Source organism: Cellulosimicrobium composti (assembly GCF_010287905.1).
Classification (GTDB): Bacteria; Actinomycetota; Actinomycetes; order Actinomycetales; family Cellulomonadaceae; genus Cellulosimicrobium; species Cellulosimicrobium composti.
Genome location: NZ_JAAFAN010000001.1, coordinates 64,054 through 83,010 on the forward strand (window position 1 = coordinate 64,054; position 18,957 = coordinate 83,010).

Here is an 18,957-nt window from a genome sequence, read left to right on the forward strand (position 1 = left end):
CCGGGTGCCGGACGAGCGACAACCGCATGCTCGGCCGGTGCGGGCGATGACACCTCGGCATGTCCGGGATGCGGGCAGGGGGCCGGGGCGGTCGGCCGGGACGACGGCGGCGGGTACGGTGTCGCTCATGACCGTTCCGCACCCGGACCCCCTGGCCAGCGCCCGCACCCCGGCGACCGTCGACGCCCCCGGCCCGGTGCCGCGCGCGGAGGACGAGGTGGCGCGGATCTGCCAGGACCTGCTGCGGATCGACACGTCCAACTTCGGCGACGGGTCCGGACCGGGGGAGCGCGCCGCGGCGGAGCACGTCATGGGCCTGCTCCACGAGGTCGGGCTCGAGCCGGAGCTGTTCGAGTCGGCGCCGGGGCGCGCGAGCGTCGTCGTGCGGCTCGAGGGCGCCGACCCGAGCCGGCCGGCCCTCGTGCTGCACGGGCACCTCGACGTCGTGCCCGCGCAGGCGTCGGACTGGTCCGTCGACCCGTTCGCGGGCGAGGAGATCGACGGCCTGCTGTGGGGCCGCGGCGCCGTCGACATGAAGGACATGGACGCGATGATCCTGGCGGTCGTGCGCCAGATGGCGCGCGAGGGACGCAAGCCCGCGCGCGACGTCGTCGTGGCCTTCTTCGCCGACGAGGAGGCGGGCGGCGTCTACGGGGCGCGCCACGCCGTCGACCACCGCCCCGAGCTGTTCGAGGGCGCGACCGAGGCGATCAGCGAGGTCGGCGGGTTCTCCGTCGAGGTCGGCGGGCGCCGCGCCTACCTCCTGCAGACGGCCGAGAAGGGCATCGCGTGGCTGCGCCTCGTCGCCGAGGGCCGCGCCGGCCACGGCTCGCAGGTCAACGAGGACAACGCGGTGACGCGCCTCGCCGAGGCGGTCGCGCGCATCGGCGCCCACCACTGGCCGAACACCCTCACCCCCACGGTCGACCGGCTCCTGCGGGGCGTGGCCGACCTCACGGGGCTCCGCTACGACCCGCAGGACCCGACCTCGGTCGAGGCGCTCGTCGCGGCGCTCGGCCCCGCGTCGCGGTTCGTCGGCGCGACGGTGCGGCACACCTCGAACCCGACCCAGCTCTCCGCGGGCTACAAGGCGAACGTCGTCCCGGGCCGCGCCGAGGCGGCGATCGACGCCCGCCTCCTGCCCGGCCACGAGGACGAGGGCTTCGCGACGCTGCGGGCGCTCGCGGGCGAGCACGTGCGGGTCGAGGAGATCCACCGCGACATCGCGCTCGAGGTGCCGTTCGAGGGCGACCTCGTCGACGCGATGGTCGACTCGCTCCTCGCGGAGGACCCCGAGGCGACGGTGCTGCCGTACACGCTCTCCGGCGGCACGGACAACAAGTCGCTCGCGCGGCTCGGCATCACCGGGTACGGGTTCGCGCCGCTGCGCCTGCCCGGGGACCTCGACTTCTCCGGCATGTTCCACGGGGTCGACGAGCGCGTGCCCGTCGACTCGCTCCGGTTCGGGGTGCGCGTGCTGGACCGGCTCCTGCGCACCTGCTGACCGCGCGGCGTCAGGCCTCGCCGAGCAGCGTCCGGACCGACGAGCGCAGCTGCGCCCGGTACCCGCCGCCGAACAGCACGGCGTGCACCGCGACCGGGTAGACCTGGTGCAGCACGACGCGGTGGCGCCACCCCCGTGCGAGCGGGTGCACCTCCTGGTACCCGGCGAGCACGTCGTCGAGGAACGGGGCGCCGAACAGCGCGAGCATCGCGAGGTCGGCCTCGCGGTGCCCGCCGTGCGCCGCGGGGTCGACGAGCACCGCCTCGACGCGCGGGCCGTCGTCCGTGGCGTCGCGCGCGGACCACAGCACGTTGCCCGACCACAGGTCGCCGTGCAGTCGCGCCGGCCCGTCGTCGAGCGCGGGCCGCGCGAGGTCCGCGAGGCGCTCGCCGAGCCGTTCGAGCAGGCGCACGTCCTCGGCGTCGAGCGCGCCGCGGTCACGACCCTGCCGCGCGACGGGCAGCAGCCGCGCCTGGGCGTAGAACGACGGCCAGTCCGGCCACGCGCCCGTCGGCATCGGCAGCGGGTCGTCGAGAGGACCGAAGAACGCGTCGCCCGTCCAGCCGGGCGGCGCCGCGCCCCAGGCCGGAGCCCCGGCGTCGTGCACGACGGCGAGCGACCGGCCGAACGCGCGGGCCGCCTCGGCCGTGGGTGCGGCGGGCGTCACACGCTCCAGGTCGAGGTGCGTCTCCGCGACGGCGCGGACCTCGACGACGCGCGAACCCCCGGGCACGCGCAGCCACGCGAGACCCGCGGCCTCGCAGCGGAAGAAGCCCCGGGGCGCGTCGGTGCGCGCCTTGGTGAAGACTCCCGGCCCTGGGCCGTCCCGGTCGGTCACCGGCACGGGCTCACAGGGTCGAGCTGACCCGGATGATCTTGCGCCGCAGCCAGACGCGGCGCTCGCCCCCGACGTAGAGCCGCGTGCGGGCGAGCTCCCAGCGCCCGTACTCGGCCTCGTCGGTCAGGAGCCTGCGCGCGTCCGACCGGCTCGTGGAGCGGTCGATCGTCAGGACGCGGTACTCGTACTGCCCGCCGTTCGTGGCCCAACCGGACCGCCGGCGTGACGTCGGCCTCTCCTCCACGCGCCACCGTCCTCTCTCGCCTGTCCTGGTCGTCGGCCGGGCGGGAGAACGAGCCCGGCTAACGAGTGCCATTGTGCCCCTTCCGGCGCTACCGTCAGGGTATGACCGCTGACCCGCGTGCCGCGCTCGACCGGTTCATCGCCGCGCTCGAGGCCCACTACAACGCCGTCGCCGCACGCCGCGGGGAGGACGACCCCGCCGTCGACGACGCCTACTACGTGCTCGCGGACGCGTTCGAGGTCTACGACGAGGCGCTCGGACAGGTCCACGGGGAGGCGACGCCGTTCTACCTCGCGGAGGAGGACGACGAGGACGACGACGAGGAGGACGAGGACGCGCTCGACGACGACCTCGACGACGCGCTCGACGACGACGACGTCCTCACCGGCGAGCTGGAGACCGACGGCGCGCGCTGACTCCCCGCACCGCCCGGGCGGTCCTGCCCGCCGTGCCGCACCCGGCCCGGTCGCGGGCGGCGGTCACCACCGCTCGGGGTAGCCGACCTCGACGGCGCTCACGTCGTCGAGCGCCGCACGCACCGCGTCCGGGAGCACGAGGTCCGTCGCGGCGAGCGACGTCCGCAGCTGCGCCGGGGTGCGTGCCCCGACGATCGCGCTCGCGACGGCGGGGCGCCCGAGCAGCCACGACAGCGCGACGTCGAGCGGTGCCCGGCCGAGGCCGTCGGCCGCGGTGACGACCGCCTCGACGACCCCTGACGACGCCTGGTCCAGGTACGGCTCGACGAACGCCGCCAGGTGCGGCGACGCGCCGCGCGAGTCCGCGGGTAGGGAACGGCGGTACTTGCCCGTGAGCACGCCCCGGCCGAGCGGGGACCACGCGAGCAGGCCGAGCCCGAGCGCCTCCGCCGCCGGGACGACCTCGCGCTCGGCGCCGCGCTGGAGCAGCGAGTACTCGAGCTCGACGGCGGCGAGGCCCACGTCGTCGGTGCCGCCGAGCAGGGTCGCGGCGCGCGCCGTCGACCACGCGGGGTGGTTGGACAGGCCCACGTAGCGCGCGCGACCGGAGGTCACCGCGTGGCGCAGCGCGGAGAGCGTCTCGGTGAACGGCGTGCTCGGGTCGGGGGCGTGGACGAGGAACAGGTCCACGTGGTCGGTCCCGAGCCGCGCGAGCGAGTCGTCGAGCGAGTCGAGCAGCGCGCCGCGCGACGCGTCGACGACCGGGCCCTGCGCGGTGTGGCGCACGCCCGCCTTGGTGCACAGGAGCACGTCGCGCCGGTCGACCTTCGTCCCGAGGAGGGAGCCGAGGAGCGACTCGGCGTCGCCGTCGGCGTACGACGCGGCGGTGTCGACGAGGGTCCCGCCGGCGTCGACGAAGTCGCGGAGCTGCTCGGCGGCGTCGAGCTCGTCCGTGTCCCGCGCCCACGTCATGGTGCCGAGCCCGAGCTCGGACACGCGCAGGCCGGTGCTGCCGAGGTGGCGGTTCTCCATGGGAGCCGAGGGTACCGGCGCGGCCTCGCGGGGCGACCGGGGCGCGCGGCGCGGGGCCGGGACCCGGCGAGGTTCACCCGCCGGGCGACCGCCACGCGGCGCCGCCCGCCCCGTCGCCCCCGGACGCCGCTCCGGACGCCGCCCGACCCGCCCGGCGAGGTCCGGGGCGGTGGGACCCGAGCGGGTATCGTGACCGCTCGTGAACGCGTGGGAAGCCGTCCTGCTCGGCCTCGTCCAGGGCCTGACCGAGTTCCTCCCGATCTCCTCGAGCGCCCACCTGCGCATCGTGGGGGAGCTCATCGGCTCGCAGGACCCGGGGGCGGCCTTCACGGCGATCACCCAGATCGGGACCGAGACCGCGGTGCTGCTGTACTTCCGCCGCGACATCGCGCGGATCTGCGCCGCCTGGTGGCGGTCGCTGCGCGGCGAGCACGGCGCGCACTGGCGCGACCGGCTCGGGCGCCACGACCACGACGCCGCGATGGCCTGGTTCATCGCGCTCGGTTCCGTCCCGATCGTCGTGCTCGGACTGCTGTTCCAGGACGCGATCGAGAACACGTTCCGCAACCTCTACCTCACCGCCCTCATGCTCGCGGTGTTCGCGCTCCTGCTCGGCTGGGCCGACCGGGTCGGCGCCAAGCGGCGCTCGCTGCGCGAGCTCTCGCCGGGGCAGGCGGTCGCGTTCGGCCTCGCGCAGGCGCTCGCGCTCGTGCCCGGCGTCTCGCGCTCCGGCGGCACGATCACGGCCGGGCTCCTCATGGGGTTCACGCGCGAGGCGGCCGCGCGCTACTCGTTCCTGCTCGCGATCCCCGCGGTCCTCGGGTCCGGGTTCTACCAGCTCGCGAAGTCGGCGGACGAGCCGGCCCCGGGCGCGCCCGGCGCGGGCGCGACGCTCATCGCGACGCTCGTCGCGTTCGTCGTCGGCTACCTCGTCATCATCGCGTTCCTCAAGATCGTCTCCACCTTCAGCTACGTGCCGTTCGTCGTGTACCGGCTCGTGCTCGCCGCGCTCGTCGTGGTGCTCCTGCTCGCCGGCGTGCTCGAGCCCGGCGGGACGGCCGCGTCGACCCCCTGACCCCGCGAGTGGGCTTCGTCACGCCCCGAGCCGCGCGCGCCGCGGCCCACCGGCGCGGGCGCGCGGCGGGCGGCGCGGGTCGCTCGCCCGCGAGCCGGACGGCGGCCCGGCGCGCGCGGCCCGACGGCTAAGGTTGACGCGTGCACAGCTGGCCCGCCCCGCAGATCCCCGAGCTCCCCGGACGAGGCCTCCCGGTCCGGGTGCACGACTCGACGACCCGCGAGCTCGTCGTCGCCGCGCAGGGGGAGGACGCCACCCTCTACGTGTGCGGCATCACGCCCTACGACGCGACCCACATCGGCCACGCCGCGACGTACGTCGCGTTCGACCTCCTCGTGCGCGCGTGGAAGGACGCCGGCCACACCGTGCGCTACGCGTCCAACGTCACCGACGTCGACGACCCCCTGCTCGAGCGGGCCGCCGCGACGGGCGTCGACTGGCGCGCGCTCGCCGTCGAGCAGACGGCGCTGTTCGCCGAGGACATGACGGCGCTCGGCGTCGTCCCGCCGGACGTCTACGAGGGCGCGGTCGAGACGATCCCCGCTGTGGTCGAGGCGGTCACGCAGCTCCTCGACGCCGGGCTCGCCTACCGCGTCCCCGTCGAGCCCGGCGCGGGCGGCACCGACCCCGGCCTCGGCGACGTGTACGCCGACCTCTCGGCGGACGCCGGCTTCGGCTCCGTCTCGCGCCTCGCGCGCGACGTCATGCAGCACCTGTTCGCCGAGCGCGGCGGCGACCCCGACCGCGAGGGCAAGAAGGACCCGCTCGACCCGCTGCTGTGGCGGCGCGAGCGGCCGGGCGAGCCCGCGTGGGACGGCGGCGCGCTCGGCACCGGGCGTCCCGGCTGGCACGTCGAGTGCGCCGTGATCTCGCGCGACGGTCTCGGCCTCCCGTTCGACGTCCAGGGCGGGGGAGCGGACCTGCTGTTCCCGCACCACGAGATGTCGTCGTCGCACGACCGCATGCTGTCCGGGGGCGGGGCGCCGCGCGCGCACGTGCACGCCGGCCTCGTCGCGTACGACGGCGAGAAGATGAGCAAGTCGCGCGGCAACCTCGTGCTCGTGTCCACCCTGCGCGCCACGGGCGTCGACCCGATGGCGATCCGCCTCGCCCTCCTCGCGCACCACTACCGCGGCGAGTGGGAGTGGACCGACGACGACCTGCCCGCGGGTGCGCGCCGTCTCGAGACCTGGCGCGACGCCGTCTCCGGCAACGGTGGGCCCGACGCGACGGCGACGCTCGCCGCCGTGCGCGCCGCGCTCGCGGACGACCTCGACGCGCCCGCGGCGCTCGCGGCCGTCGACGCGTGGGCCGCCGAGTCGCTGCGCCCCGGCCGGGACACGTCCGGCGACGACGAGGGGGCTCCCGGCGTCGTCGCGCGCGCGGTGAACGCGCTGCTGGGCGTCCGGCTCTGAGGCCGCACGCGCCCGCCGTCGTCGAGGGCGGGCGGCGCGGTCCCCGCGACCGGGGCGTCCCCGGATCGCGCCCGGGGTGTCAGACGGTCGGGCCCTTGCCCGGGTTGCCGCGGTCGCGACGGCGCAGGTAGCGCTCGAACTCGCGCGCGATGGCCTCGCCGCTCGCCTCGGGCAGCTCGGCCGTGTCCTTGGCCTCCTCGAGCTGCTGCACGTACTCGGCGATCTCGGCGTCCTCCGCCGCGAGCTCGTCGACGCCGTGCTGCCACGCCTCGGCGTCCTCCGGCAGGTCCCCGAGCGGGATCGGCTCGGACAGGAGCTCCTCGATGCGCGCGAGGATCGCGAGCGTCGCCTTGGGCGACGGCGGGTGCGCGACGTAGTGCGGCACGGCCGCCCACAGCGACACCGACTGCAGCCCGCGCTCCGCGGCGGCGTGCTGCAGCACGCCCACGATGCCGGTCGGCCCCTCGTAGGTGCTCGGCTCGACGTCGAGCACGGCCTGCAGGCCCACGCTCTCGGACGTCGCCGTCATGGGGATCGGGCGCGTGTGCGGCACGTCCGCGAGCAGCGCGCCCAGCGTCACGACGGTGCGCACGCCGTGCTCCTCCGCGATGTCGAGGAGCTCGCGGCAGTACCGGCGCCACCGCATCGACGGCTCGATGCCGTGCACGAGCACGACGCGTCGCCCCGTGGGGGACAGCACCGCGGACGCGATCGTCGTCGTCGGCCACGTGATCTCGCGGCGCCCCTCGTCGTCGGTCGTCACCACGGGGCGGTTCACCTGGAAGTCGTGGTACTCCTCCGGGTCGAGCTCGTCGACGTCCTCGGCGCCCCACACCTCGTGCAGGTGCTGGAGCGCGGCCGTCGCGGCGCTCCCCGCGTCGTTCCAGCCCTCGAACGCCGCGATCATCACGGTCTGCCGGGTGCCCTCGGTCGCGTTCTCGGTCATCGCCCCAGCCTATGCGGCCGGGCCCGGCGACGGCGGGGCGGGTTCGCGCGTGGCGTAGCCCACGTCGGCGCGCGGCGCCGCCCGCGTAGGGTGGAGGAGCCGGGCGGTCGCCGCCCGCGCCCCTCTCACCCCCGTTCCCTGGAGCTCCACCGTGACGTCGCACGCCCCTGCCGAGACCGCCCCCGCCGACCGCACGCTCCCGCAGGCGGTGCTGTGGGACATGGACGGCACGCTCGTGGACACGGAGCCCTACTGGATCGCCGCCGAGCACGAGCTCGTCGAGGCCCACGGCGGCACGTGGACGCACGAGGACGCGATGTCGCTCGTCGGGAACCCGCTGCGCGAGTCGGCGAAGGTGCTGCGCGACCGCGGTGGCGTCGACCTCCCGGTCGACGAGATCGTCGCGTTCCTCATCGGTCGCGTGATCGACCAGGTGCGGGTCGAGGTCCCGTGGCAGCCGGGCGCGCGCGAGCTGCTCGCCACGCTGCGCGACGCGGGCGTGCGGTGCGCGCTCGTCACCATGTCCTACCGCGAGCTCGCCGCCCCGGTCGCGGACCTCGCCCCCGAGGGCGCGTTCGAGGTGCTCGTGTGCGGGGACGAGGTCGAGCGCGGCAAGCCCGACCCCGAGCCGTACCTGCTCGCCGCGCGGCGGCTCGGCGTCGACGTCACGCGCTGCGTCGCGGTCGAGGACTCGCCCGCGGGCATCGCGTCCGCGCGCGCGTCCGGCGCCGCCACGCTCGGCGTGCAGGCCGTCGTCCCCGTGCCGGCGGCGCCCGGCCTGAGCCGGACGCCGTCGCTCGAGCGCGTCGACCTCGACCTGCTCACGCGGCTCGTCGCGGGCGAGGTCGTCGACCTCATGGCCGACGACGCGGTGCCGGAGGCCGTCGCCCCCTGACGCCGACGCCGGCGGCGACCTCGACGGGGCCGGGGACCCGCCCGGCGCACGCGGCGCGGCCTACAGCAGCTCGGCCAGCATCGCGGCGGCGCGGGCGGCCCCGTCGGTCTCGACCGGCAGGACGGTCCGGGGAAGCGGACCGCCGGCGCGCCCCGTCGCGAGCTCGGCGGCCATGGCCGCGGCGAGGGCGTCCGGGTCGCACGCCTGCGCGTACTCCACGCACCGGCCCGCGCCGTACCGCTCCAGCCGGTGGCGCACGTGGACGTTCTGCTCGAAGTGGTGCCGCAGAAGCACGTAGAGGAACGGGCGCCCGGCGGCCGCGAGCTCCATGCACGTCGTCAGGCCGCCCTGCACCACGGCGAGGTCGCACGCGCCCAGGTACCGGTGGAGGTCGGGCACGTACCCGCGGTAGGTGACGCCGCGCCGCCGCGGCAGGCTCGCGGGGTCGATCCGCGGTCCGGTCACGACGAGGACGCGCAGCCCGTCGACCATCCGGCGCGCGGGCGGGACGGCGTCGAGCACGTGTCGCAGGAGCGGCGCGCCGACGCCCGACCCGCCGACGGTGACCACGCACAGCACGTCGTCCGGGCCGTACCCGAGCCCGTGCCGCAGTGCCGCGCGCTCGTCCGCCGTCGGGGGCACGAAGCCCGTGACGTACCCGGCGAAGTCGAAGTTCGCCTCGGTCCACTCCCGGATCCCCGGCAGGCCGGGTCCGAACGGGAGGTCGACGACGTCGGCCGGGTTCCCGACGAACACGGACCGGTCCCGGACCCGCCGGTAGCGGGCGCGCTGCTCGATCATCTCGGCGTTGTAGTCGGCGGTGAGCGCGGCCTCCGCGGCGCCGCCGTCCGGCATCGGCACCCAGCCGACGAAGTCCGTCATCCACGCGAACGAGAACCGCTTGAGCTCCGGGTTCTCGTGGAGGAAGTGGTCGACGTCCCACGCCTCGTCGCCCACGACGAGGTCGTAGCGGCCCTCCTCGACGACGTCCGCGAAGACCATGAAGTTGCTCACCATGAGCTCGTCCATCCGGCGGATCGCCTGGAAGGCGTGCAGGTCGTGGTCGGCGGACTCGTCCTCGACGTGGGCCGACTCGTTCGCGAGCCGCGCCGAGGCGGGGTGCACGCGTTCCCCGGCGTCCGCGAGCACGCGGGTCACGGGGTGCTGGGTGAGCCAGTCGATCTCGAGGTCCGGGTGGTGCTCGCGCAGCGCGCGGGCCACGGCGAGGTCGCGGCGGGCGTGGCCGAGCCCGATCGGGGAGGACAGGTAGAGCGCACGCCGGTGGCGGCTCGGCGCGCGCGTCCACGTGCGCCGGCGGGCGCGGGGGACCGTCGCGGCGGGGACGGTCCGCTCCACGAACTCGCGCAGGAGCAGGTTGATCCGGACCGGGTCGCGTGCGGGCAGGCCGTGCCCCGCGCCCTCGACGAGGACGAGCTCGCCCCCGGTGAGCTCGGCGAGCCGCTCCCCGACGGCGGCCGGCCGGATCGCGTCCTGCTCCCCGTGCACGACGAGCACGGGGCACGTGACCCGCGCGCACACGGGCTCGAGGGGCGTGCGGGTCGCGCCGTCGAGCCCGAGCCGGCCGGCCGTCGTGTCGGCGAGCGTGCGCGGGCTGATCTCGTGGGCCCAGCGGACGACGTCCTCGACCTGCTTGGTGGAGTGCGGCTCCGTGAACATCCTCCGGGCGAAGAAGTCGACGTAGTCGTCGTACCCGCCGCCGAGCCAGTACGCCCGGTTGTACTTGGCCCAGCCCTCGGTGGTGTCGTGGCGGGTGTCCCAGGCGTACCGCTCGCGCTCCGGCGCGGCGACGGCGAGGTCGCACGACGCGGCGATGGCGACGACGCCCTGCACGCGGTCGGGGTGGTCCGCGGCGAGGTGCACCGCCCACGCCGCGCCGCTCGAGTACCCGACGACGACCGCCCGCTCGGTGCCCGTGGCGTCGAGCACGGCGGCCGCGTCGGCGGCGTACTGCACGTCGGCGTAGGCCGCGGCGCCCTCGGGGCGTCCGGCGGCCCCGCTGCCGCGGCCGTCGAACGTGACGACGCGCAGGTGCCGGGCGAGGAAGGGGACCTGGGACTTCCAGAACCGTGACGGCACGAGCGACCACGTGGGCAGCAGCAGGACGGTCGGCCCCGAGGTGCCGTGCACGGCCCAGGGGAGCGCGACGCCGTCCCGGACGACGACGCCGGTCCGGTCGGGCGGCCGCACCGGAGCGGGCCAGGGACGGCCCTCCGGCTCACGACGGCCCGTCATCCGTGCAGTCTCCTCCGGTGCGGCGCTCATGCCCACCCCTCCTTCGCTCGTGGCGACTGCCGGCCCGGAGTCAGGGCCGGATCTCCAGCACGCGGTTGAACGGCGTCTCGGCGACGGACGCGAACCGCCCGAACCCGCCCGCCGTCGCGACGTCCCGGATCCGGGCGGGGCCCGCCTGCGTGCCCAGCGCGAGGCCGACGTCCTGGGACAGCGACGCGGGCGTGCACAGCAGCGTCGAGAAGCCGTAGTACGCCCGGCCGACCGGGGTGAGGTTGTCCTCGACGTGGTCCCCGGCCATCGGCTCGACGACCATCCACGTGCCGTCCGGGGCCAGGGCGCGCCGGACCTGCTCCGCGGCCCCGACGGGGTCGCCCATGTCGTGCAGGCAGTCGAACATCGTCACGAGGTCGAAGCCCGTCCCGGGCAGCTGCTGGGCCGGGGCGACCTCGAACCGCACCCGGTCCGCGACCCCCGCCTCCGCGGCCCGCTGCCGCGCGACCGCGATCGACTCCGGGTGGTAGTCGGAGCCCACGAACGTCGACCGCGGGAACGCCTGCGCCATGAGGATCGTCGAGGCGCCGTGGCCGCACCCGACGTCCGCGACGCGCGCGCCGCGCTCGAGCTTGTCGACCACGCCGTCGAGCGCGGGCAGCCACTCGGCGACCAGGTGGGCGTGGTAGCTCGGGCGGAAGAACCGCTCGCACCCGACGTGGACGTCGGTGACGTGCTCGTGCCACCCGTAGCCGCCGCCGCTGCGCGCGGCGTCGACGACGTGGTCGACGTCGTGCACGGTGCCCAGCGCGAGCTGGAAGAGCCCCGGCAGGAACGCCGGGCTGTCCTCGACCGTGAGGGCCACGGCCTGCTCCGGGGGGAGGGTGTACCGGCCCGACGCCGGGTCGTACGTCACGTAGCCGCCCGCGGCCTGGGCGTTGAGCCACTCCCGGGCGTACGGCTCGGCCGTCGCGGTGCGCTCGGCGAGCTCGGCCGACGAGGTGGGGCCGTGCGCGGCGAGGTCGCGGTAGTACCCGAGCTTGTCGCCGAGGACGACGAGCGCGGCGTTGAGGGTCGCGCCCACCTCGTCGACCGCACGGAGCACGAAGCCCATGAGGGCGTCGGTGTCGAGCGCGGGGGGCGGGGTGGTCGCGGTGGTGGTCGACTGGCTCATCGGAGGTCTCCTGTCGTGTCCGGTGCCGGCGGGGTGCCGACACCGCCGAACGTAGGGACCGGCGCCCGGCGCCCGCGTCAGGTGCCCCCCCCTGGTCCTGCGGCCGCCCGCTCCTAGACTGGCCGGGTGGTGCTCGTCGGCAGGGCCACCGAGCAGGAGACGCTCGCCCGTCTCCTCGCGTCCGCGCGGCTGGGCCGCGGCGGCGCGCTCGTCGTCGCGGGCGAGCCCGGCGTCGGCAAGTCGGCGCTGCTCGCCGACGCGCTCGACGGGGCGGGCGCCGACGGCGGCGTCCGGGTGCTCGGGACGACGCCCGCCGAGACCGAGCAGGACCTCGCGTTCGCGGTGCTCCACGCGCTCCTGCGCCCCGCTCTCGGGCTGCTCGACGACATCCCGGCCCCGCAGGCGGCCGAGCTCGGCGCCGCGCTGAGCCTGCGGCACGGGAGCGGACGCGACCGGTTCGCCATCGGCGCCGCGACCCTCAGCCTGCTCAGCCGGTTCGCCGAGGACGGCCCGGTCGTGCTCGTGCTGGACGACGTGCAGTGGGCCGACCGCCCGTCGGTCGACGCCCTGGCGTTCGCCGCCCGCCGCCTGCGCGACGACCCCGTCGCCGTCCTCGTCGCGGGCCGCAGCGACGAGCTCCCCGACGCGGTCCTCGCGCTGCCCCGCCTCCACCTGGCCGGACTCGACCCCGGCGCCACGGCGACGCTGCTCGCCGCCGCCTTCCCGGCCGGGACCGCGCGCGCACCGGACGTCCTGCACCGCGAGACCGGCGGTAACCCGCTCGCGCTCCTCGAGCTCGCGGGCGACCCGGTGGACGCCGCCGCGGGGCTCGACGCCCCCGGGCTCCCGCGCGCGCTGCCCGCGCGGCTCCAGCGGGCGTTCGCGCGGCGCCTCGACGCGCTCCCCGCCGAGGCACGGGCGGCCGCGCTCGTCGCCGCGGCGGCCGACGGCGACCTGCGCCTGACGCGCGCCGTGTGCGCGCGCCTCGACCTCGACCCGGCGCGCCTCGACGACGCGGAGCGTGCCGGGCTGCTCTCCGCCGCGGACGGGCGCGTCGTGTTCCGCCACCCCCTGCTGCGCGCCGTCGTGCACGGTGACGCCGAGCCCGCGCTGCGCCGCCGCGTCCACCGCGCGCTCGCGGACGAGCTCGGGCCCGGCGACGAGGACCGCCGCGCCTGGCACCGGGCAGCCGCCGCGACCGGCCTCGACGAGGGCGTCGCGGGGGCGCTCGCGGCCGTCGGCGACCGCGCCTCGGCGCGGACCGCGTTCACCGTGGCGTCCACCGCGTACGAGCGCGCCGCGCGGCTGAGCCCCGACGCCGGGGACGCACGGTCCCGGCTCGTCGCGTCCGCGCGCGCCGCGTGGTCGGGCGGGCAGCCCGGCCGCGCCCTGGCGCTCCTCGACGAGGCCGAGCCGCCCGCGGGCCCGTGGTCGGTGGCCGGCGCCCAGCTGCGCGCGACCGTCGCGCTGCGCGCCGGTTCGGTGCGGGACGGCCTGGACCTGCTCGAACGTGCCGCGGACCTCGCGGACGTCGACGACCGGGTCCTGCTCCTCGCCGAGGCGTGCCGGGCCTCCATGTACCTCGTGGACACGGTCGCCCTGCACCGCGTCGAGGAGCGGCTCGCCGCCGCGCTGCCCGCCGCGACGAGCCCGGTGTCCGGGGCGGTCGGCCTGGCCGCGTCCGGCGCCACCGGGGTCCTGCTCGGCCGCGACACGACCGACCGGCTGGCCGCTGCCGTCGGGCGCCTCGCCGCCGTCGACCCGCTCGCGCACCCCGCCGCGCTGCCCTGGCTCATGCTCGCACCCCTGTTCCTGCGCGACCGCGAGCGCGGCGCCGAGCTGCGGGCGCTCGTGGACGAGGTGCGCACGCGCGTCGGCGTCGGCGCGCTCCCGGACGTGCTCTTCCACGTGGCGCGCGACCAGGCGACGTCGGACGCGTGGGACCGGGCCGCCGCCAACTACGACGAGGCCGCGCGGCTGGCGCGCGAGACCGGGCAGGGCGGCGAGCTCGCAATGGCGCTCGCCGGGCTCGCGAGCCTCGAGTCCCGCGCGGGCCGCGGCGCGGCGTGCCGCGAGCACGCGGCGGACGCGACCGTCCTCTGCGAGGAGAGGTCGATGCGCTTCGGCGTCGTCTGGTGCGAGCTCGCGCTCGGCGACCTCGCGCTGTCCGAGGGGGAGTCCGGCGAGGCCGTCGACCGGCTCACCGCGCTCGCCGCGACGCTCGACGAGCGGGGGATCGGCGACCCCGACCTGCATCCCGGCCCCGAGCTCGTGGACGCCCTCCTGCGGACCGGTCGTCCCGCGCCGGCCCGAACGGTCGCCGAGCGCTTCGCGGACGCCGCCGCGGCCACGGGCCGGCCGTGGACACGCGCCCGCGCCGACCGCGCGCTCGCGCTCGTCGTGCCCGACGACGACGAGGCCGACCGGCTCTTCGCCTCGGCGCTCGCGCACCACGCGCGCACGCGCGACGTGTTCGAGCGCGCGCGCACGCACCTCGCGCACGGGATGCGGCTGCGGCGCAGCGGACGGCGCGTCGCCGCACGGGCCGCGCTGCGCGACGCGTGGGACACGTTCGACGGCCTCGGCGCGCAGCTCTGGGGCGCGACCGCGCGGACCGAGCTCGAGGCGACCGGCGAGCACGTCGTGCCCCGCGAGCGGCACGGGCCCGGCGCGCTGACGCCCCAGGAGCTCCAGGTGTGCCTGCTCCTCGCCGACGGCCGCACGACGCGCGAGACGGCCGCCGCGCTCTTCCTCAGCCCCAAGACCGTCGAGTACCACCTGCGCAAGGTGTACACGCGGCTCGGCATCCACTCGCGCGACGAGCTCGCGGCGGTCCTCGCGGACGCGGGATGAGCCGCGCCGCCCGCGTCGCCGCGGCCGCGCACGAGCGCTTAGGCTTCCCGGGTGGACGGACCCGAGCCCAGAGCCCCCCGCACGCCCGCACCGGCAGGCCCGCGCACGAAGGGCTGGGTCATCGGCCGCGTCGTCGGCGCCCCGGTGATCCTCACGCCGTCGTGGTTCCTCGCCGCCGCGATCCTCACCGTCCTGTTCGCCCCGACGGTGCAGCGGCTCGCGCCGCACCTCGACGCCGAGATCTACCTCGTCTCGTTCGCGTTCGTGCTGCTGCTCTTCGCGTCCGTGTTCCTGCACGAGGTCGCGCACGCGGTCGTCGCCCGCGCGCGGGGACAGCACGTCACCGAGCTCGCCGTCACGCTCTGGGGCGGGCACACGGCCTACTCCGGCACCGCGTCGCGGCCCCTCGACGGGTTCCTCATCTCCGTGGTCGGCCCGCTGACCAACCTCGCCCTCGCCGTCGTGTTCTGGCTGACGTTCCAGGCGCAGCCGACGTTCACCGTGCCCGCGCTCCTGCTGTACGCGGCCGCGTTCTCCAACGCGTTCGTCGGCTTCTTCAACCTCCTGCCCGGGCTCCCGCTCGACGGCGGCCAGATCCTCGAGGCGGCCGTGTGGGCCGCGACGGGCTCGCGGACCAAGGGCACCGTCGCCGCGGGCTGGGTCGGGCGCGCCGTCGCGGTCGGCGTCGTGGCGTGGGCGCTCCTGTGGCCGCTGTCGTACGGCGCGCGCCCGGACCTGTGGACCGTCGCGTGGGCCGCGCTCATCGGCGCGTTCCTCTGGAGCGGCGCCGGCCAGGCCATCGCGGTGGGCCGCACGCGCGAGGCCGTCTCGGGGCTCACCGTCCGGGGCCTCGCCCGTCCCGCGGTCGCCGTCCCGTCGACCGCCACGGTGGGCGCCGTCGGGCGCTCGGTGGCGCTCGCGGGCGGTCCGCACGTCGTCGCCGTCCTCGTCAACGGCGCGGGCGGCCCCGTCGGGTACGCGGACCCGTCCGCGGCGGCGGCCGTGCCGCCCGACGCCGCCGAGACGACGCCCGTCGGCGCCGTCGCCGTCCCGGTGCCCGCGGGCGCGACGATCGACGCCGCACTGCAGGGCCAGGACATGCTCGCGGCGCTGTCCCGCGTCGGGCGCGAGGCCGCGGTCGTCGTCGTGACCGACGGCGGCCGCGTCGTCGGGGCGCTCGAGGTGGCCCGGGTCGTCGCGGCCCTGCGCGACGCGCAGCGCGGCCGCTGAGCGCGGCGTCGTCCCGCGGCCCCGGGCCGGGCCCGGCGCCACCGCCGCCGCGGCCCGTAGGATGGTCGCCCGTGACCTCCGAGCCCACCCCCACGCCCGGCCCCCCGACCCCGACGCCCGGACCGGGGGACGCCGCCGCCCCGGCGCGCGCCGCGTCCGACCGACCCGCCGCGACGGGCGCCGACGAGCGCCGCGGCCCGCTGCGCGTGGGCGACAAGGTCCAGCTCACCGACCCGCGCGGGCGTCTGCACACCATCACGCTCGCCCCCGGCGCGACGTTCCACACGCACAAGGGCTACCTGCGCCACGACGACCTCATCGGCCGGCCCGAGGGCAGCGTCGTGCGCAACACGGCCGAGATCGAGTACCTCGCGATGCGTCCGCTCCTCGCGGACTACGTGCTGTCGATGCCGCGCGGCGCCGCCGTCGTCTACCCCAAGGACGCGGGGCAGATCGTGGCGATGGCCGACATCTTCCCCGGCGCGCGCGTCGTCGAGGCGGGCGTGGGCTCGGGCGCCCTCACGATGTCGCTCCTGCGCGCCGTCGGGGACGCGGGCGAGCTGCACTCGATCGAGCGCCGCGAGGACTTCGCCGCGATCGCGCGCGGCAACGTCGAGACGTTCTTCGGCGGCCCCCACCCCGCGTGGACGCTGTCCGTCGGCGACCTCGCCGACGTCCTGCCGACCGTCGCGCAGGACGGCACCGTCGACCGCGTCGTCCTCGACATGCTCGCGCCCTGGGAGAACCTCGACGTCGTGGCGCGCGCGCTCGTGCCCGGCGGCGTGCTCGTCTGCTACGTCGCGACCACGACGCAGCTCTCGCGCCTCGCGGAGGACCTGCGCGCCGACGGCCGCTACGCCGAGCCCGTCGCGTGGGAGTCCATGGTGCGCGGCTGGCACCTCGAGGGACTCGCCGTGCGGCCGCAGCACCGCATGATCGGGCACACCGGCTTCCTCCTCACCGCGCGACGCCTCGCCGACGGCGTCGCCCCGCCCGAGCGCAAGCGCCGCCCTGCGAAGGGCGCGTACCCGACCGACGCCGAGCAGTGGTCGCCCGAGGAGCTCGGCGAGCGCCCGGTGTCGGAGAAGAAGATCCGCCGCGTGCGCCGCGACGTCGGCCAGGCGCCCGAGCAGGACGCCGCGACGGCATCCGCAGACCCCGCCGTCGACGCCGCCGCGGGCGAGCCCGGGGACGGCGTCGAGCAGGCCGGGAGCGCGCCCGACGTGTCGGGGTCGTGACGGTCGGGTAACGATCGGGACCCGGTCGTCTCACCCTGGGTGTCGTCCGTGTGCACGGGCCAGAATTGTGCCTAAGGTCTACACCCGACCGCCGGACGGTGGTCGGCACGGGTGCCCTCCGCGGGTCCGCCGTCCGCCGTCCACCGCGCGGTCGGCCGAGCGCCGGCGAGAGGGGACACCCGATGAGCGAGACATTCGGCCGTAGCGACGAGGCCCCGCAGAGCAGCGCGCGAGAGCTCGCGCTGCTGTCCGCGAAGAACGAGAGGCTCGCCGAGGCGCTGCGTGCCGCGCGCGACCAGATCCTCGACCTCAAGCGGCAGATCGACGACCTCGCCAAGCCCCCGGGGACGTACGCGGTGTTCCTCGCCGCGCACCCGGACGGGTCGGTCGACGTGTCCGCCGCCGGGCGCAAGATGCACGTGGGCGCGAGCCCCAGCCTCGACGTCCAGCGCCTGCGCCCCGGCCAGGAGGTCAAGCTCAACGAGGCCATGACCGTCGTGGCCGCGGGCGGCTACGAGCGCACCGGCGAGATCGTCACCGTCAAGGAGGTCCTCGACGCGGACCGCGTGCTCGTCGTCGGCCGCGCCGACGAGGAGCGGGTCGTGCGGCTCGCCGGATCCGTCGCGCACTCCACGCTGCGCGTCGGGGACTCCCTCACCATCGACACGCGCAGCGGCTTCGTGTTCGAGGTGATCCCCAAGTCCGAGGTCGAGGAGCTCGTCCTCGAGGAGGTCCCGGACATCGCGTACGAGGACATCGGCGGCCTCGGCCCGCAGATCGAGCAGATCCGCGACGCCGTCGAGCTCCCGTTCACCCACCCCGACCTGTTCCGCGAGCACGGCCTGCACCCGCCCAAGGGCGTCCTGCTCTACGGGCCCCCCGGGTGCGGCAAGACGCTCATCGCGAAGGCGGTCGCCAACTCGCTCGCGCACACCGTCGCCAAGGCGCGCGGCGAGCAGGTCGCGGACGGCTCCGGCGCCGCGCGCAGCTACTTCCTCAACGTCAAGGGACCCGAGCTGCTCAACAAGTACGTGGGCGAGACCGAGCGGCACATCCGCCTCATCTTCGCCCGCGCCCGCGAGAAGGCGTCCCAGGGGACGCCCGTCGTCGTGTTCTTCGACGAGATGGAGTCGCTGTTCCGCACGCGCGGCACCGGCCTGTCGTCCGACGTCGAGACGACGATCGTGCCCCAGCTCCTCGCCGAGATCGACGGCGTCGAGCGCCTCGACAACGTCATCGTCATCGGCGCGTCCAACCGCGAGGACATGATCGACCCCGCGATCCTGCGGCCGGGCCGCCTCGACGTGAAGATCAAGATCGAGCGGCCCGACGCCGAGGGCGCCAAGGAGATCTTCGCCAAGTACCTCACCGAGGACCTCCCCATCCACGCCGCCGACCTCGCCGAGCACGGCGGCAACCAGCGCGAGGCCCTCGACGCGATGATCCGCTCCGTCGTCGAGCGCATGTACTCCGAGGACGAGGAGAACCAGTTCCTCGAGGTCACGTACGCCAGCGGCGACAAGGAGGTCCTGTACTTCAAGGACTTCAACTCCGGCGCGATGATCCAGAACGTCGTGGACCGCGCCAAGAAGTCCGCGATCAAGGACTTCCTCGCCACCGGCCAGCGCGGCATCCGCGTCGACCACCTCCTCGCGGCGTGCGTCGACGAGTTCAAGGAGAACGAGGACCTGCCCAACACCACCAACCCCGACGACTGGGCGCGCATCAGCGGCAAGAAGGGCGAGCGCATCGTCTTCATCCGCACGATCGTCCAGAAGAAGGGCGAGGGCGGCTCCCCGCGCACCATCGACACGGTCACCAACACCGGCCAGTACCTGTAGCCCGTCCCCGAC

Annotated in this window: 15 protein-coding genes; 9 read left to right on the forward strand and 6 right to left on the reverse strand. The window is 76.2% G+C overall.

Annotated features, from left to right (window positions below):
* Nucleotides 1-127: 127 nt before the first annotated feature.
* Entirely contained in the window at nucleotides 128-1,504 is a 1,377-nt protein-coding gene (locus GYH36_RS00280; protein ID WP_162288786.1) for a M20/M25/M40 family metallo-hydrolase, read from the forward strand.
* Nucleotides 1,505-1,514: 10 nt separating this feature from the next.
* On the opposite strand, the gene GYH36_RS00285 is transcribed toward GYH36_RS00280, so the two are convergent.
* Nucleotides 1,515-2,342 carry a fructosamine kinase family protein gene (locus tag GYH36_RS00285; RefSeq protein WP_312028437.1) on the reverse strand — a complete coding sequence of 276 codons (828 nt, stop codon included), beginning with the start codon at nucleotides 2,340-2,342 and terminating at the stop codon, nucleotides 1,515-1,517.
* Nucleotides 2,343-2,352: 10 nt separating this feature from the next.
* The gene (locus GYH36_RS19435; RefSeq protein ID WP_024840169.1) at nucleotides 2,353-2,586 is read right to left on the reverse strand and encodes a DUF5703 family protein; all 234 of its coding nucleotides are present in this window, start codon (nucleotides 2,584-2,586) and stop codon (nucleotides 2,353-2,355) included.
* Nucleotides 2,587-2,687: 101 nt separating this feature from the next.
* Here GYH36_RS19435 and GYH36_RS00295 point away from each other — a divergent pair, with 101 nt between their 5' ends.
* Nucleotides 2,688-3,002, forward strand: a complete 315-nt coding sequence (locus GYH36_RS00295) for a hypothetical protein (RefSeq protein ID WP_024840170.1) — start codon at nucleotides 2,688-2,690, stop codon at nucleotides 3,000-3,002.
* A 63-nt stretch (nucleotides 3,003-3,065) separates the two neighbouring features.
* Here GYH36_RS00295 and GYH36_RS00300 read toward each other — a convergent pair whose 3' ends face one another.
* Nucleotides 3,066-4,034 carry an aldo/keto reductase gene (locus GYH36_RS00300; RefSeq protein ID WP_024840171.1) on the reverse strand — a complete coding sequence of 323 codons (969 nt, stop codon included), beginning with the start codon at nucleotides 4,032-4,034 and terminating at the stop codon, nucleotides 3,066-3,068.
* A gap of 199 nt (nucleotides 4,035-4,233) precedes the next feature.
* Between GYH36_RS00300 and GYH36_RS00305 the strand changes: the two genes are divergently transcribed.
* A complete protein-coding gene (locus tag GYH36_RS00305) occupies nucleotides 4,234-5,109 on the forward strand; it encodes an undecaprenyl-diphosphate phosphatase (RefSeq protein ID WP_115942633.1) in 876 nt (291 codons plus the stop codon).
* 140 nt (nucleotides 5,110-5,249) lie between these two features.
* The gene (gene mshC / locus GYH36_RS00310; protein WP_024840173.1) at nucleotides 5,250-6,524 is read left to right on the forward strand and encodes a cysteine--1-D-myo-inosityl 2-amino-2-deoxy-alpha-D-glucopyranoside ligase; all 1,275 of its coding nucleotides are present in this window, start codon (nucleotides 5,250-5,252) and stop codon (nucleotides 6,522-6,524) included.
* 79 nt (nucleotides 6,525-6,603) lie between these two features.
* On the opposite strand, the gene GYH36_RS00315 is transcribed toward mshC, so the two are convergent.
* Nucleotides 6,604-7,470 (reverse strand): PAC2 family protein, encoded by an 867-nt coding sequence (locus GYH36_RS00315; RefSeq protein WP_024840174.1) that lies wholly within the window; start codon nucleotides 7,468-7,470, stop codon nucleotides 6,604-6,606.
* Between the two features lie 151 nt (nucleotides 7,471-7,621).
* Between GYH36_RS00315 and GYH36_RS00320 the strand changes: the two genes are divergently transcribed.
* The gene (locus tag GYH36_RS00320) at nucleotides 7,622-8,365 is read left to right on the forward strand and encodes an HAD family hydrolase (RefSeq protein ID WP_312028438.1); all 744 of its coding nucleotides are present in this window, start codon (nucleotides 7,622-7,624) and stop codon (nucleotides 8,363-8,365) included.
* A 60-nt stretch (nucleotides 8,366-8,425) separates the two neighbouring features.
* Here the strand turns inward: GYH36_RS00320 and GYH36_RS00325 are convergent, their stop codons facing one another.
* On the reverse strand, nucleotides 8,426-10,648 hold the full coding sequence (locus GYH36_RS00325; RefSeq protein WP_162288788.1) for an alpha/beta fold hydrolase: 2,223 nt from the start codon (nucleotides 10,646-10,648) through the stop codon (nucleotides 8,426-8,428).
* A gap of 40 nt (nucleotides 10,649-10,688) precedes the next feature.
* On the reverse strand, nucleotides 10,689-11,783 hold the full coding sequence (locus GYH36_RS00330; protein ID WP_162288789.1) for a class I SAM-dependent methyltransferase: 1,095 nt from the start codon (nucleotides 11,781-11,783) through the stop codon (nucleotides 10,689-10,691).
* 126 nt (nucleotides 11,784-11,909) lie between these two features.
* Here GYH36_RS00330 and GYH36_RS20175 point away from each other — a divergent pair, with 126 nt between their 5' ends.
* The 4 genes from GYH36_RS20175 to arc all read left to right on the forward strand — a co-directional run bounded on the left by GYH36_RS20175 (nucleotide 11,910) and on the right by arc (nucleotide 18,945).
* The gene (locus tag GYH36_RS20175) at nucleotides 11,910-14,636 is read left to right on the forward strand and encodes a helix-turn-helix transcriptional regulator (protein ID WP_162288790.1); all 2,727 of its coding nucleotides are present in this window, start codon (nucleotides 11,910-11,912) and stop codon (nucleotides 14,634-14,636) included.
* Nucleotides 14,637-14,687: 51 nt separating this feature from the next.
* Entirely contained in the window at nucleotides 14,688-15,866 is a 1,179-nt protein-coding gene (locus tag GYH36_RS20180; protein ID WP_162288791.1) for a site-2 protease family protein, read from the forward strand.
* Between the two features lie 206 nt (nucleotides 15,867-16,072).
* Nucleotides 16,073-17,104 carry a tRNA (adenine-N1)-methyltransferase gene (locus GYH36_RS00345; RefSeq protein ID WP_376739796.1) on the forward strand — a complete coding sequence of 344 codons (1,032 nt, stop codon included), beginning with the start codon at nucleotides 16,073-16,075 and terminating at the stop codon, nucleotides 17,102-17,104.
* Between the two features lie 182 nt (nucleotides 17,105-17,286).
* A complete protein-coding gene (gene arc, locus GYH36_RS00350; RefSeq protein ID WP_024840181.1) occupies nucleotides 17,287-18,945 on the forward strand; it encodes a proteasome ATPase in 1,659 nt (552 codons plus the stop codon).
* The last annotated feature ends 12 nt before the right edge of the window (nucleotides 18,946-18,957 follow it).

Coding starts and splice junctions, on each gene's coding strand:
- GYH36_RS00280 (WP_162288786.1), top strand. CDS start 128: ATGACCGTTCCGCACCCGGACCCCCTGGCCAGCGCCCGCACCCCGGCG.
- GYH36_RS00330 (WP_162288789.1), bottom strand. CDS start 11,783: ATGAGCCAGTCGACCACCACCGCGACCACCCCGCCCCCCGCGCTCGAC.
- GYH36_RS00300 (WP_024840171.1), bottom strand. CDS start 4,034: ATGGAGAACCGCCACCTCGGCAGCACCGGCCTGCGCGTGTCCGAGCTC.
- GYH36_RS00315 (WP_024840174.1), bottom strand. CDS start 7,470: ATGACCGAGAACGCGACCGAGGGCACCCGGCAGACCGTGATGATCGCG.
- arc (WP_024840181.1), top strand. CDS start 17,287: ATGAGCGAGACATTCGGCCGTAGCGACGAGGCCCCGCAGAGCAGCGCG.
- GYH36_RS00295 (WP_024840170.1), top strand. CDS start 2,688: ATGACCGCTGACCCGCGTGCCGCGCTCGACCGGTTCATCGCCGCGCTC.
- GYH36_RS00325 (WP_162288788.1), bottom strand. CDS start 10,648: ATGAGCGCCGCACCGGAGGAGACTGCACGGATGACGGGCCGTCGTGAG.